This window comes from Paraburkholderia denitrificans, assembly GCF_042655705.1.
GTDB classification, from domain to species: Bacteria; Pseudomonadota; Gammaproteobacteria; order Burkholderiales; family Burkholderiaceae; genus Paraburkholderia; species Paraburkholderia denitrificans.
Genome location: NZ_JBHSMP010000017.1, coordinates 292,450 through 304,820, shown reverse-complemented (window position 1 = coordinate 304,820; position 12,371 = coordinate 292,450). Strand labels below are relative to the sequence as shown.

Here is a 12,371-nt window from a genome sequence, read left to right as displayed (position 1 = left end):
GCGAAACCGCATGCTTCATCGGAACCGCTGGCGCAGCACGACGAAACCCCCAGGAAGAACGCGCCGGCACGGCATTCGAGACCACTCCCACAGGAGCCTCCCCATGTCGCACAACCGTCGTTCGAAGAACATCACGCAAGGTGTGGCGCGCTCGCCGAACCGCTCGATGTTTTATGCCCTCGGCTATGAAAAGGCCGACTTCGACAAGCCGATGATCGGCGTTGCCAACGGCCACTCCACGATCACACCCTGCAACGCGGGCCTGCAGCGCCTCGCCGATGCCGCCGTCGCCGCCATCAAGGACGGCGGTGCGAACCCGCAGACCTTCGGCACGCCCACGATTTCGGACGGCATGTCGATGGGCACCGAGGGCATGAAGTACTCGCTCGTCTCGCGCGAAGTGATCGCCGACTGCATCGAAACCTGCGTGCAGGGCCAGTGGATGGATGGCGTGGTCGTGATCGGCGGCTGCGACAAGAACATGCCCGGGGGCATGATCGCGCTCGCGCGCATGAACGTGCCCGGCATCTACGTCTACGGCGGCACGATCCGTCCGGGCAACTGGAAAGGCCAAGACCTGACGATCGTGTCGGCGTTCGAGGCCGTCGGCGAATACACGGCGGGCCGCCTGTCCGAAAAGGACTTCGAAGGGATCGAGCAGCACGCGTGCCCTTCCACGGGTTCGTGCGGCGGCATGTATACGGCGAACACGATGAGTTCGTCGTTCGAGGCGCTCGGCATGTCGTTGCTGTACTCGTCGACGATGGCCAATCCCGACGACGAAAAGGTCGATTCCGCGGCCGAATCGGCGCGCGTGCTCGTCGAAGCGGTCAAGCAGGATCTCAAGCCGCGCGACATCATCACGAAGCAGTCGATCGAGAACGCCGTTGCGCTCATTATGGCGACGGGCGGCTCGACCAACGCCGTGCTCCACTATCTCGCCATCGCGCACGCGGCGCAAATCGAGTGGAGCATCGACGACTTCGAACGCATGCGCAAGAAAGTGCCCGTGATCTGCGACCTGAAGCCTTCGGGGCAGTACGTCGCGACCGACCTGCACCGGGCCGGCGGCATTCCGCAAGTGCTCAAGATCCTGCTCGACGCGGGCCTCCTGCACGGCGAGTGCATGACGATCACAGGCAAGACCCTCGCAGAAGCATTGCAGGACGTGCCTTCGGTGCCGCGCACCGATCAAAAGGTCATCTTCCCCATCGACCAGGCGCTGTACAGGGAAGGCCACCTCGCCATTCTCAAGGGCAATCTCGCGACCGAAGGCGCAGTCGCGAAGATTACGGGGCTGAAGAACCCGGTCATCACGGGCCCGGCGCGCGTATTCGACGACGAACAAAGCGCGATGCAGGCGATCCTCGCGGACCAGATCAAGGCCGGCGACGTCGTCGTGCTGCGCTATCTCGGCCCGAAGGGCGGCCCCGGCATGCCGGAAATGCTCGCGCCGACTTCCGCGATCATCGGCAAGGGGCTCGGCGAATCGGTCGGCCTCATCACCGATGGGCGTTTCTCGGGCGGCACATGGGGCATGGTCGTTGGCCACGTCGCGCCGGAAGCGTTCGAGGGTGGCACGATCGCGCTCGTGCACGAAGGCGACTCGATCACCATCGACGCGCATCAGCTGCTGCTGCAACTGAACGTGGACGATGCCGAACTCGCACGCCGCCGCGCCGCATGGCAGCAACCGGCGCCGCGCTACACGCGCGGCGTGCTCGCGAAGTACGCGGCGCTCGCGCGCCCGGCTAACAAGGGTGCGGTGACGGGCTGAGCGCTTCGGCATTCGCCTGGTGTTCTGCTAAACGCAGGACGCATGTCGAATGAGGGCGCACGCAAGGTCGTGCGCCCTTTGCTTTTATAATGCGACCACAAAACAGCCTGCCCCAAGGCCGGCGGAGACCAGCATGAATCTGAAGTCGCAAGTGATCAGGAACATAGCGACGCTCGCCGCGCTCCCGCTGGCTCTCGCCGCCGGGCCGGCCGGCGCCCAGGGTGGCCCGGCGGGACTCGCGCTCGCTCAGCAGGAGAATTGCATGAGCTGCCATTCGGTGACCCACACGCTGATGGGACCGGCGCTGCACGAGATTGCGTTGAGGTACGCGGCGAAGCCGGATGCGCAGGCCTATCTCGCCCACAGGATCGTGGAAGGCAGCAGCGGCGTATGGGGTAACGTGCCGATGCCCGCGAACACGCAGTTGAACGCCGTCCAGGCGGCCGCGCTCGCGAACTGGATACTCACGCTCAAATAACGGCGGCCCGTGCCCGGCGCGCGCCGCATCATGCTTTCACGTGACGGCTCAGACGCCGCCCGACGACAGCCCACGCCCGGCGCGCGCCGCCAGTTCTTCGTTCACAGCCGCTTTCACCCAGCCTGCCAGTTGAGCTTCGAGTGCGAGGCCGATTTCACGCGACACCTGCCCCACGAGCCAATGCGAATGCTCCTGCACCGCGGCGGCGCAACGCGCCTCGATGACGCTGCGACCCTCGCCGGTGAGCCAGGTCATGCAGCGTCCGCGCATGCGCTCGACGAGCGCATCGGCATCGAGCGCATCGAGCGCATGGGAGCCTGGCGCGCCTGCGGGCATGGCACCGGCGGCGGCGGTCGCGGCTGCCGGTGCAGCCGCCGCGGCCGGTGCAGCCATCGTGCCTTGAGCACCGGCGCGCGCGAGGAGCGCGTTGCCCGGCACGAGCGTATCGGTCAGGAGGGGAATGGAAGCGTCACCTGCATCATGCACGTCCGACACGAGAACCTCCTTCAATCAGTAGAGCCTGCGCCACGGGCAATCGCGCGCGGTCAGCCGCCCTGCTTGTAGTTGTTCAGCGCGTAGCCGCGGTCGCGATAGAAGCGATAGCGCTCGCGGCCCGCCGCGAGTTCGTCGGGTGCGTCGCCGATCACTTCGAGCAGGCGCTCGAAGCGCGCGAACTGCGGCGGCACGGCGGCGCCGAGATTGAGCAGCACGCGATAGTGCGGCGCGCGTTCGAGACTGGCCGCGAGCACGACGGGCGTCGCGCCCGCGAGCTCGCTGTCCGCCATGCAATGCGGCACGAAGTCGAGCGGCGAAAAGGTCCACAGCATCTCGTCGAACGCACGCAGGCGTGCAGGTTCAGCGAGGACGACGGCCTGTTCGCCCGCCAGATACGCCTTGCGCACGAGCCGGCACGCGTACATCAGCGAGTCGCCGACGTTGGTGTGAAAGTCGATCCGCGTCATGGCGCGCACCTGTCGGCCGGAGTTAGTGCTTTAGCACTGACTCCACGCCCCCACATACCCACAACGGCTCCACTCAAACTCATTGCGCCGCGCGGTCGATCAGGAACTGCGCAAGCAGCGGCACCGGACGGCCCGTCGCCCCCTTCGCCGCACCGCTCTTCCACGCCGTGCCCGCGATATCGAGGTGCGCCCACGAATAGCGTTCCGTGAAGCGCGACAGGAAGCACGCCGCGGTCACGCTGCCCGCCGGACGCCCGCCGATGTTGGCGAGGTCGGCGAAATTCGACTTCAACTGATCCTGATACTCGTCGTCGAGCGGCAGGCGCCAGGCCGGGTCGTCCGCCTCGCGCGACGCATCGAGCAACTCGCCCGCGAGCGCATCGTCCTTCGAGAACAGGCCGCTGTTGCGATGGCCGAGCGCGATGATGCACGCACCGGTCAGCGTGGCGATGTCGATCACGGCAGCCGGCTTGAAGCGTTCGGCATAAGTCAGCGCGTCGCACAGGATCAGGCGGCCTTCGGCGTCGGTGTTGAGCACCTCGACGGTCAAGCCCGCCATCGTCGTGATGACGTCGCCCGGCTTCGTCGCGAGGCCCGAGGGCATGTTCTCGCAGGTCGGGATGATGCCGATCACATTGAGTTTCAGGCCCATTTCCGCTACCGCACGGATCGTGCCCAGCACCGAGCCCGCGCCGCACATGTCGTACTTCATCTCGTCCATGCCTTCGCCGGGCTTGAGCGAAATGCCGCCCGTATCGAACGTGATGCCCTTGCCGACCAGCACGACCGGTGCGGCCTTCGCACTCGCGCCCTGATAGCGCAGCACGATGAACTGCGGCGGCTCGACCGTTCCTTTCGTCACCGAAAGGAATGCGCCCATCTTGAGCGCCTCGATCTGGCGCTGGCCGAGCACTTCGACCTTGAGCGTCCAGTCGCGCGCGAGCTTCTTCGCGGTGGCCGCGAGATAAGTCGGCGTGCAGACGTTGCCCGGCAAATTGCCGAGGTCGCGCGTGAGGTCCATGCCGTTCGCAATTGCCGTGCCCTGCTTCGCGGCGAGGCGCGCGGGCTTTTCATCGGCGGCGTCGACGCTGAACACGACGCGCTTGAGCGAGCGCACCGTCGTATCCGGCTTGCTCTTCATCTGCGTGAAGCGATAGGCCTCGCTGCGCAGTGCGAGAATTGCGGCGCGCACGGCCCAGTCGCTCGCGCGCTCCTTGACCGGCAATTGCGCAAGCGTGAACGTGGCCTGAGCAATTTTGGTTCCGAGGATCGCGCGCCAGGCCGCCTTGACGGCCTCGCCATAGGCTTTCTGGCCGAAAGCGTCCTGCTTGCCGAGACCGACCAGCAGCACCCGCGAGGCGCCGATCCCCCCCACTTCGGGCAGGAACAGCGTGGAGCCGGCTTTGCCGTCCATATCGCCGGCCTTGATGACGCGCGAAATCGTGCCGCCGATCGCGTTGTCGATGGTGAACGCCGCGCCCGTTAGGGTTTGCGCCTCGAACACGCCTATCACGACGCAATCCGATTTGCCGGTCAGGAACGACGCCTCTGTGCCTTTGCTCCAATCACAGGCTTTTATGCTAAAGTCCATCGCGCTTGTCCTCGGATAAAATCAGGGCTTAGGATGAAAGCCGCAATTATCCGCTATTTTTCCCGCGGCGGCTCCTCGCCGGGTGTGCCTGGGGTAAGCCTCGGGTGTGTCAGGGGTGTGCCTGGTGCGCGCCGTCCGGCGCTGGCCGACTGCTGTGTCCTTCTAGAATGATCTTCGAACGTTCCCTGCAGCGCGAACTCGCGTACACGGCCGGCGCCGTGTTCATGGTTCTGCTCACGATCATGCTGACGACGATGATGATCCGCATCGTCGGCTTCGCCGCGTCTGGCCAGATCGACCCGCGCGACGTACTCGTCCTGATCGGGCTGACCGTGATCGGCTACCTGGCCGTGATGCTCATCGTCACGTTGTTCGTGTCGATTCTCTTCGTGCTCACCCGCTGGTACAAAGATTCGGAAATGGTCGTGTGGCTCTCCTCCGGGGTGAGCCTCACGCGCCTCATCAAGCCGGTCGCCGTGTTCGCCACGCCGATCATCATTCTGATCGTGTTCTTCGCCTTCATCGGCTGGCCGTGGTCGAACGCCCAGAGCAAGCTGATTCGCGCACGTTTTCAGCAGCGCGATGAAGTGTCGCTGCTCGCGCCCGGCCAGTTCCGCGAGTCGCCCACCACGCATCGCGTGTTCTTCATCGAGAACATGAGCCCCGACCAGGGACGCGTCGAAAACGTGTTCGTCACGAGCACGGAAAACGGCAAGGTCAACGTCATCGTCTCGCGCACCGGCCATACCGAAACGCTCAAGAACGGCGACCGCTTCGTGGTGCTCGAGAACGGCCGCCGCTACGACGGCGAACCGGGCCATCCCGACTTTCGCATTACGGAGTTCCAGCGCTACGGCGTGAAGATCCAGAGCCAGCCGGTGGTCTCGGCGCCCTCGGCGAGCTCGACGTCGACGCTCGGCTTGCTGCGCCATCCGACCACCTCCAACCTCGGCGAACTCGCCTGGCGCGCCGGCCTGCCGCTCATCGCGATCAACCTGATGCTGCTCGCCATTCCGCTCGCTTACCAGAATCCGCGCCGCAGCCGCACGATCAACCTCGTGATGGCCGTGCTGATCTACCTGACCTATTCGAACCTGCTCAACGTCGTGCAGTCGCAGATCGAGCAGGGCAAGATGTCGTTCGGCTTCGGGCTCGTGGCGCTGCATATCGTGGTGCTCGCGCTCGTCGTGTTCATCTTCTGGCTGCGCGTGCGCAACCGGCCGCTCTTCACACGCGCGATGTTCCGGCGCGCCGCCCAGGAAAGCTGACCGATGCGCATCTACGAAAAATATTTCGCGCGGCAGGTCTATCTGTCGTTCATCTTCATCCTGTTCGCGTTCTCGGGTCTGTTCTTCTTCTTCGACCTGATCAACGAACTCAATACGGTCGGCCAGGGCAACTACAAGTTCAGCTACGCCGTGCTGCGCGTCGCGCTGCAGTCGCCGTCGCGCTTCTACGAGATCATTCCGGTCGCGGCGCTCATCAGCGCGATCTACGTGTTCGCGCAGATGGCCGCGAACTCCGAATACACGATCTTCCGCGTTTCGGGTCTCGCGACGGGCCAGGCGCTCCGCTCGCTGCTCAAGATCGGCATTCCGCTCGTATTCATGACCTATCTGATCGGCGAAGTGGTCGGGCCGTACACGGATCAGCTTTCGGAGCGCGTGCGCCTCGAAGCGCTGGGCTCGGCGGTATCCAGCGACTTCAAGTCGGGGGTCTGGGTCAAGGACACGCTGACCGCGCGCGCCGATGGCGAACAGGTCACGCGCTTCGTGAACGTCGGCGAGCTGCAGCCCGACGCGACGATCACCAACGTGCGCATCTACGAATTCGACTCGCAGTTCCGGCTCTCCAACGTGCGGCTCGCGAAGTCGGGCACCTATCAGCCGCCGGGTCACTGGCTGCTCAAGGACGTCACCGACACGCAGCTCATCGGCGTGCCGCCGCCGGCCAACGTGCCCGCCGACGCGCTCAATCCGGTCTATCGCGCCGAGCAGTCCACGGTGCCGGAGTATTCGCTGCGCTCGGAGCTTACGCCGCAGATCCTCTCGGTGCTGCTCGTATCGCCGGACCGCATGTCGATGTTCAACCTGTTCCGCTACATCCAGCATTTGAGCGAGAACCATCAGGACACGCAGCGCTATGAGATCGCGTTCTGGCGCAAGCTGCTCTACCCGTTCGCCGTGTTCGTGATGCTCGTGCTGTCGCTTCCGTTCGCGTATCTGCATACGCGCGCGGGCGTGGTGGGCGTGAAAGTGTTCGGCGGGATCATGCTCGGCATGAGCTTCCAGCTCATCAATACGTTGTTCTCGCACGTGGGTACACTGAACACGTGGCCCGCGCCGCTCACGGCGGCGACACCCGGCCTCATCTATCTCGTGCTCGGGCTCATCGGCCTGAAATGGGTCGACCGGCACTGACGCCAGCGCGGCTTTTCGTTGCACCCGGCGCCGATGTACCCTGCGGCCCCGGGGCGCGGCGTTATTGAAACCTCGCTGAAACTTCGCGGAGACTTCGCGACGATGGGCAAGCACGGCATGATTCTCTTCGGCCACGGCGCGCGCGATGCGCGCTGGAAAGAGCCGTTCGCGCGGCTCGCCGCGAAGCTCGCCGCCGCGCGCGGCGACGCCGGTCCGGTCGGCCTCGCCTTCCTCGAACTCATGACACCCGATCTTCCCACCGCCGTCGCGGCGCAGGCGGCTGCGGGCTGCGAGTCGATCCTGGTCGTGCCGGTGTTCTTCGGTCAGGGCGGCCATGTGCGGCGCGATCTGCCCGAGATCGTCGCGCGCTGCCAGGCCGCGCATCCCGAGGTGCGGTTGCGCTGCGCTGGCGCGGTCGGCGAGGACGACGCCGTGCTGGATGCGGTGGTGCGGTATTGTCTGGCGGCCGAGGCGGCGCCGGATTGAGCGCTACGCGCCACGGCGCAGCGGAATGAAGAAGGGGCGCATCATGCGCCCCTTGTATTTTCCTTGCGATTTTCTTGCGGCTTATGCAGCCGCGCGTCGGCCTTGCGTGTGCCCTGCTGTGAGTCCGGCTGTCGGCCCTGTTTCATCGGCCTGCCCGGCCCGCGCCGCGAACGCTTCACCGATCATCAAAAGACTCGGCTGTGAGGCGTCGAGCCAGTCCTGTGCTTCGCCCGCCGCCAGCGCCGCGAGCGTGAGCGTGAGCGTGCGCTCGCGCGGCGTGCTGCACGCTTCGACGATCCCCACGGGCGTCGAGCCCGCGCGGCCCGCCTCGATCAGTTCGCGCGCGATGTCCGGCGCGCTGTCGCGGCCCATGTAGAAAACGAGCGAATCGGCGTTGACCCGCTCGCGGATTTCGGCGGAATCGGGTGCGCGCGAGTACGTTGCGAGCGCAACGCTGCGCGCCACGCCGCGCAGCGTGAGCGAACGGCGCAGTGCCGCCGCGCTCGCCAACGCCGCCGTGATGCCCGGCACGATCTCGTATTCGACGCCCGCCGCTTCGAGCGCGCGCATCTCTTCGTCCGCGCGGCCGAACAGCATCGGATCGCCGCCCTTCAGGCGCACGACCACGGCGTGCGTGCGCGCCGCATCGACAAGCTGTTTGTTGATGAAGTGCTGCGCAGTGGAGCGCTGTCTGCAGCGCTTGCCCACCGCGATGAACTTCGCCTCTTTCGGCGCGAGTTCGAGCATCTCCGGCTCGACGAGCGCGTCGTGCAGCACGACGTCCGCCACAGCGAGCAGCCGCGCGCCGCGCACCGTTATGAGGTCCGCCGCGCCGGGGCCTGCTCCGATCAGATAAACCTTGCCCATGAGCTTCGTGTCTCCCGTTGACGCGTTCGCGCGACTCCGCACTCAGTCGGAGAATGCCCTGATCATACCTGCTGCGACAGTATGATGCGTGGCTTCGTCAATAAGGACGAAGGCGCCCGTGCCCGGATGCGTGTCATACGGGTCGCACACGAGCGGCTTTTGCAGCGTGAGCGCGACGCGGCCGATGTCGTTCATCGCCAGACCGTGACGGTCGGTCGCGTGCGAGAGCGTGTGCACGTCGAGCACCTGCTTGATCGCTCCGATCTTCGCGAACACGGTGTTCGTGGTCTGCTTGAGCAGGTACTTGCGCTGCGTCGACAGCGGCTCGTCGTCGAACCAGCAGAGGTCGGCTTCGAGCTTCTTCACCGGCTGGACGGCGTCGGTAGCCGTCACGAAGGTGTCGCCGCGCGAGACGTCCACGTCTTCGCCAAGGCGCAGCGTGACCGTCTGGCCCGCAAACGCACGGTCGACCTGCGCCGTGCCGCCCGGCACCGGCGCGATGATCTCGACGACCGTGGCCTGGCGGCCCGCCGGCAGCACGGTGATCGCGTCGCCGAGCTTCACTTCGCCCGCTTCGATACGGCCCATGTAACCGCGGAAGTCGTCGGCGCTCGAACCATCCTGACGCGCGACCCACTGCACCGGAAAGCGCAGGGCATCGCCCGCGGCCTGGCCGACCGGCAGCGATTCCAGCACGTCGAGAAGCGGCGCTTCCGCGTACCACGGCATACGGTCGCTCGCGAGGACGATGTTGTCGCCCTTGAGCGCCGACACCGGCACGAAGCGCACGTTGTCGAGGCCGAGCTGACGTGCGAGCGCGACGTAGGCATCGCGGATCTGGTCGAACACGGCTTCGCTGTAGTCGACCAGGTCCATCTTGTTGATCGCGACGATCACATGCTGCAGACCGAGCAGCTTCACGATCGCGCTGTGGCGCTTGGTCTGCGGCAGCAGTTGCGTGACGCCGTTCTCGACCGTCACGCGCGTCGCGTCGATCAGGACGATCGCCGCGTGCGCCGTCGAGGCGCCCGTCACCATGTTGCGCGTGTACTGCTCGTGGCCCGGCGTGTCGGCGATGATGAACTTGCGGCGCGCCGTAGCGAAATAGCGGTACGCCACGTCGATCGTGATGCCCTGCTCGCGCTCGGCTTCGAGGCCGTCCGTGAGCAGCGACAGGTCGATCTCGTCGCCGACGGTGCGCTTGTTCTTCGCGCGCGAGAGCGCCGAAAGCTGGTCCGAAAGCACTGCCTTGCTGTCGTACAGCAGGCGGCCAATCAGCGTGCTCTTGCCGTCGTCGACGCTGCCTGCCGTGATGAAGCGCAGCACGCCGAGATCTTCTGGTTGATGCGCGGGTTGTTCGATGCGGCCCATGTGATCTGTCCTCGTCCTATGCGTACACTTCGTGCTTAGAAATAACCTTGCTTCTTGCGCTGTTCCATCGCGGCCTCGGACGCCTGATCGTCCATGCGCGTCGCGCCGCGCTCCGTGATTTCCGTCACGGCCGTTTCGGCGATGATCTTCTCGACGTCGTCCGCGTCGCTTTCGACCGGGCACGTGCAACTGATGTCGCCCACCGTGCGAAAGCGCACGCGCGCCGTTTCGCTCGTCTCGCCTTCCTTCATCGGCGTGAGCGGCGTGACCGGTACGAGCAGCCCGTTGCGGCGCACGATCTCGCGGTCATGCGCATAGTAGATCGACGGCAGTTCGAGGTTCTCGCGTGCGATGTATTGCCAGATGTCGAGTTCGGTCCAGTTCGAAATCGGGAACACGCGCAGGTGCTCGCCCTTGTGCAGGCGCGCGTTGTAGAGGCTCCAGAGTTCCGGGCGCTGCGCTTTCGGATCCCACTGGCCGAATTCGTCGCGAAACGAGAAGATGCGTTCCTTCGCACGGGCCTTTTCTTCGTCGCGGCGCGCGCCGCCGATCATCGCCGTATAGCCGTGTTGCTCGATCGTTTCGAGCAGCGTGACCGCTTGCGCGGCGTTGCGCGAATCCGTTTCGCGGCGCAGGCGCACGGTGCCGCGCTTGATCGAATCCTCGACGTGGCCGACCACGAGTTGCGCGCCGATTTCGGCGGCACGGCGGTCGCGGAAGTCGATCACTTCGTCATAGTTGTGGCCCGTGTCGATGTGCACGAGCGGAAACGGCAGCGAAGTCTTGCGGTTCGCGCCGAGGCCGAACGCCTTCAATGCGAGCGCGAGCACGACAACCGAATCCTTGCCGCCCGAAAAGAGCAGCGCCGGCTTGCTGCATTCGGCGACCAGTTCGCGCAGGATGTGGATCGACTCGGCTTCCAGCCAGTCGAGATGGTCCATGCGGTTCGCGGTGACTTGAAGCGGCGCGTTCACGGTGGAATCGAGCGTCGTGCTCATGGTGAGATCCTTCGATTATCGCGCCGCAAAAAATTCGGCGCGCACTGCTTGCTTTTCGACGACGCACCCTGAGGCGCGCCAGCTTTTGGCATTGCTTTTGAAATCAACCCGCCCGTTCGACGGACGACGCGGCCACGACCGGAATCGCGGAAACCGACGTGATGTGCAACCCGCACTCCTTCGTATCGCGCGACTCCCACCACCAGCGGCCCGCACGGCTGTCTTCGCCCGGGCGCACCGCGCGCGTACACGGCTCGCAACCGATGCTCGGGTAGCCGCGCGCATGCAGCGGGTTCTCGGGCACGTCGAACGCGCGCACATAGGCCCAGACTTCGGCTTCGCTCCAGTCCGCAAGCGGATTGAACTTGGCGATGCCGCGTGCGTTGTCCTGCTCTTCTTCGTGCAACTCGGCGCGCGTGACCGACTGTTCGCGGCGCTGGCCCGTCACCCACGCGGAGACGTCCGCGAGCGCGCGGTTCAGCGGCTCGACCTTGCGGATCTCGCAGCAGCGCTTGCGTAGCTCGACGCTCTCGTAGAACGCGTTCAGGCCACGCTTCGCGACGTATTCGTCGACCGCATCCTGCTGCGGGTGAAACTGTTCGATCTCGTAGCCGTAGCGCTCGCGCACGCGATCGATCATGCCGAGCGTTTCTGCATGCAGGCGGCCCGTATTCAGCGAGAAGATGCCGATCTTCACGCCGCGCGAAAGAATTGCGTGCGTGAGCAACATGTCCTCGGCGGCGAGGCTGCTCGCGAGCTTCACGTTCGCATGGCGCGCCGCGATCGAATCGAGCAGCGCATCGAGGCGCCCGATCTTCGCCTGCAGTTCAGGCGTGATTTCCTTCGCGACGGCGCTCATGCAGCACCACCCGGCTGTGCGGCTTGTGCGGCTTGTGCCTGCAGCGCCGCGCGGCGGCGAAAGAGCGGCGACGGCTCATCGAACGCGCCCTGATACTGCACGGTGAATTCGGTGAACGCCTTCAGCGCGTCGTGAATGTCCTTGTCCGCGCGCACGGCGTACGCATCGAAGCCGCAGCGCTCGTGAAAGCGCAGCTGGTCGCGCAGCACGTCGCCGATGGCGCGCAGTTCGCCCTTGTAGCCGAAGCGCTCGCGCAAGAGACGCCCGATCGAAAAGCCGCGACCGTCGCGGAACACCGGAAAATCGACGGCGATCAGCGCAAGCTCGCCGAAATCGGCGGCAATGTCGGCCGGTTCGCTATTCGCCGCGAGCCACACGCCGAGTTCGTCGCGCGACTTCGCGGCGACGAGCGCGGCGCGCTCGGCCTGCCACAACGCCAGCGGCACGATGACCTTGCCCGCGGGCAACGCGTCGACCGCGGGCAGCGTGCCGTCTTCGGCGGGGCGCACGACGTTCCAGTCGTCCTCGACAATCGCGCGGTTCTTGATGATCTGATTCATGA

13 protein-coding genes are annotated in these 12,371 nt (G+C 65.5%); 5 read left to right on the top strand and 8 right to left on the bottom strand.

Annotated features, from left to right (window positions below; genetic code table 11):
* The first annotated feature begins 103 nt into the window (after nucleotides 1–103).
* Both ilvD and ACFPTO_RS15920 read left to right on the top strand, forming a co-directional pair.
* Nucleotides 104–1,777: a dihydroxy-acid dehydratase gene (ilvD, locus tag ACFPTO_RS15925; RefSeq protein WP_377712595.1), complete on the top strand. Its 1,674-nt coding sequence runs from the start codon at nucleotides 104–106 to the stop codon at nucleotides 1,775–1,777.
* Between the two features lie 133 nt (nucleotides 1,778–1,910).
* Entirely contained in the window at nucleotides 1,911–2,255 is a 345-nt protein-coding gene (locus ACFPTO_RS15920; RefSeq protein ID WP_377712593.1) for a c-type cytochrome, read from the top strand.
* Nucleotides 2,256–2,303: 48 nt separating this feature from the next.
* Here ACFPTO_RS15920 and ACFPTO_RS15915 read toward each other — a convergent pair whose 3' ends face one another.
* From ACFPTO_RS15915 to ACFPTO_RS15905, 3 genes are all read right to left on the bottom strand, one after another.
* Nucleotides 2,304–2,750 carry a DUF2486 family protein gene (locus ACFPTO_RS15915; RefSeq protein WP_377712591.1) on the bottom strand — a complete coding sequence of 149 codons (447 nt, stop codon included), beginning with the start codon at nucleotides 2,748–2,750 and terminating at the stop codon, nucleotides 2,304–2,306.
* Between the two features lie 50 nt (nucleotides 2,751–2,800).
* Nucleotides 2,801–3,217, bottom strand: a complete 417-nt coding sequence (locus ACFPTO_RS15910) for a DNA polymerase III subunit chi (protein WP_377712589.1) — start codon at nucleotides 3,215–3,217, stop codon at nucleotides 2,801–2,803.
* 79 nt (nucleotides 3,218–3,296) lie between these two features.
* Nucleotides 3,297–4,808, bottom strand: coding sequence for a leucyl aminopeptidase (locus ACFPTO_RS15905; protein ID WP_377712587.1), 1,512 nt, complete (start codon nucleotides 4,806–4,808; stop codon nucleotides 3,297–3,299).
* Nucleotides 4,809–4,975: 167 nt separating this feature from the next.
* Between ACFPTO_RS15905 and lptF the strand changes: the two genes are divergently transcribed.
* The 3 genes from lptF (at nucleotide 4,976) to ACFPTO_RS15890 (ending at nucleotide 7,714) form a co-directional block, all read left to right on the top strand.
* Nucleotides 4,976–6,076: an LPS export ABC transporter permease LptF gene (lptF, locus tag ACFPTO_RS15900; protein WP_377712585.1), complete on the top strand. Its 1,101-nt coding sequence runs from the start codon at nucleotides 4,976–4,978 to the stop codon at nucleotides 6,074–6,076.
* Between the two features lie 3 nt (nucleotides 6,077–6,079).
* Nucleotides 6,080–7,228 carry an LPS export ABC transporter permease LptG gene (lptG, locus tag ACFPTO_RS15895; RefSeq protein WP_377712583.1) on the top strand — a complete coding sequence of 383 codons (1,149 nt, stop codon included), beginning with the start codon at nucleotides 6,080–6,082 and terminating at the stop codon, nucleotides 7,226–7,228.
* Nucleotides 7,229–7,330: 102 nt separating this feature from the next.
* Nucleotides 7,331–7,714: a sirohydrochlorin chelatase gene (locus ACFPTO_RS15890; protein WP_377712581.1), complete on the top strand. Its 384-nt coding sequence runs from the start codon at nucleotides 7,331–7,333 to the stop codon at nucleotides 7,712–7,714.
* Nucleotides 7,715–7,795: 81 nt separating this feature from the next.
* On the opposite strand, the gene cobA is transcribed toward ACFPTO_RS15890, so the two are convergent.
* From cobA to ACFPTO_RS15865, 5 genes are all read right to left on the bottom strand, one after another.
* On the bottom strand, nucleotides 7,796–8,581 hold the full coding sequence (cobA, locus tag ACFPTO_RS15885) for a uroporphyrinogen-III C-methyltransferase (RefSeq protein ID WP_377712579.1): 786 nt from the start codon (nucleotides 8,579–8,581) through the stop codon (nucleotides 7,796–7,798).
* A 42-nt stretch (nucleotides 8,582–8,623) separates the two neighbouring features.
* Nucleotides 8,624–9,952 (bottom strand): sulfate adenylyltransferase subunit 1, encoded by a 1,329-nt coding sequence (locus ACFPTO_RS15880; RefSeq protein ID WP_377712577.1) that lies wholly within the window; start codon nucleotides 9,950–9,952, stop codon nucleotides 8,624–8,626.
* 35 nt (nucleotides 9,953–9,987) lie between these two features.
* Nucleotides 9,988–10,950 carry a sulfate adenylyltransferase subunit CysD gene (gene cysD / locus ACFPTO_RS15875; RefSeq protein ID WP_377712575.1) on the bottom strand — a complete coding sequence of 321 codons (963 nt, stop codon included), beginning with the start codon at nucleotides 10,948–10,950 and terminating at the stop codon, nucleotides 9,988–9,990.
* Nucleotides 10,951–11,053: 103 nt separating this feature from the next.
* On the bottom strand, nucleotides 11,054–11,809 hold the full coding sequence (locus ACFPTO_RS15870) for a phosphoadenylyl-sulfate reductase (RefSeq protein ID WP_377712573.1): 756 nt from the start codon (nucleotides 11,807–11,809) through the stop codon (nucleotides 11,054–11,056).
* Entirely contained in the window at nucleotides 11,806–12,369 is a 564-nt protein-coding gene (locus tag ACFPTO_RS15865; RefSeq protein WP_377712571.1) for a DUF934 domain-containing protein, read from the bottom strand. Before ACFPTO_RS15865 ends, ACFPTO_RS15870 begins: the two co-directional genes overlap by 4 nt.
* Nucleotides 12,370–12,371 lie beyond the last annotated feature (2 nt).

Bases quoted from the DNA above. Each gene is read 5' to 3' on its own strand.
- ACFPTO_RS15920 (WP_377712593.1), top strand. From the start codon at position 1,911: ATGAATCTGAAGTCGCAAGTGATCAGGAACATAGCGACGCTCGCCGCG.
- ACFPTO_RS15890 (WP_377712581.1), top strand. From the start codon at position 7,331: ATGGGCAAGCACGGCATGATTCTCTTCGGCCACGGCGCGCGCGATGCG.
- ACFPTO_RS15905 (WP_377712587.1), bottom strand. From the start codon at position 4,808: ATGGACTTTAGCATAAAAGCCTGTGATTGGAGCAAAGGCACAGAGGCG.
- ilvD (WP_377712595.1), top strand. From the start codon at position 104: ATGTCGCACAACCGTCGTTCGAAGAACATCACGCAAGGTGTGGCGCGC.
- cobA (WP_377712579.1), bottom strand. From the start codon at position 8,581: ATGGGCAAGGTTTATCTGATCGGAGCAGGCCCCGGCGCGGCGGACCTC.
- ACFPTO_RS15865 (WP_377712571.1), bottom strand. From the start codon at position 12,369: ATGAATCAGATCATCAAGAACCGCGCGATTGTCGAGGACGACTGGAAC.
- ACFPTO_RS15880 (WP_377712577.1), bottom strand. From the start codon at position 9,952: ATGGGCCGCATCGAACAACCCGCGCATCAACCAGAAGATCTCGGCGTG.
- cysD (WP_377712575.1), bottom strand. From the start codon at position 10,950: ATGAGCACGACGCTCGATTCCACCGTGAACGCGCCGCTTCAAGTCACC.
- lptG (WP_377712583.1), top strand. From the start codon at position 6,080: ATGCGCATCTACGAAAAATATTTCGCGCGGCAGGTCTATCTGTCGTTC.
- ACFPTO_RS15870 (WP_377712573.1), bottom strand. From the start codon at position 11,809: ATGAGCGCCGTCGCGAAGGAAATCACGCCTGAACTGCAGGCGAAGATC.
- lptF (WP_377712585.1), top strand. From the start codon at position 4,976: ATGATCTTCGAACGTTCCCTGCAGCGCGAACTCGCGTACACGGCCGGC.
- ACFPTO_RS15910 (WP_377712589.1), bottom strand. From the start codon at position 3,217: ATGACGCGGATCGACTTTCACACCAACGTCGGCGACTCGCTGATGTAC.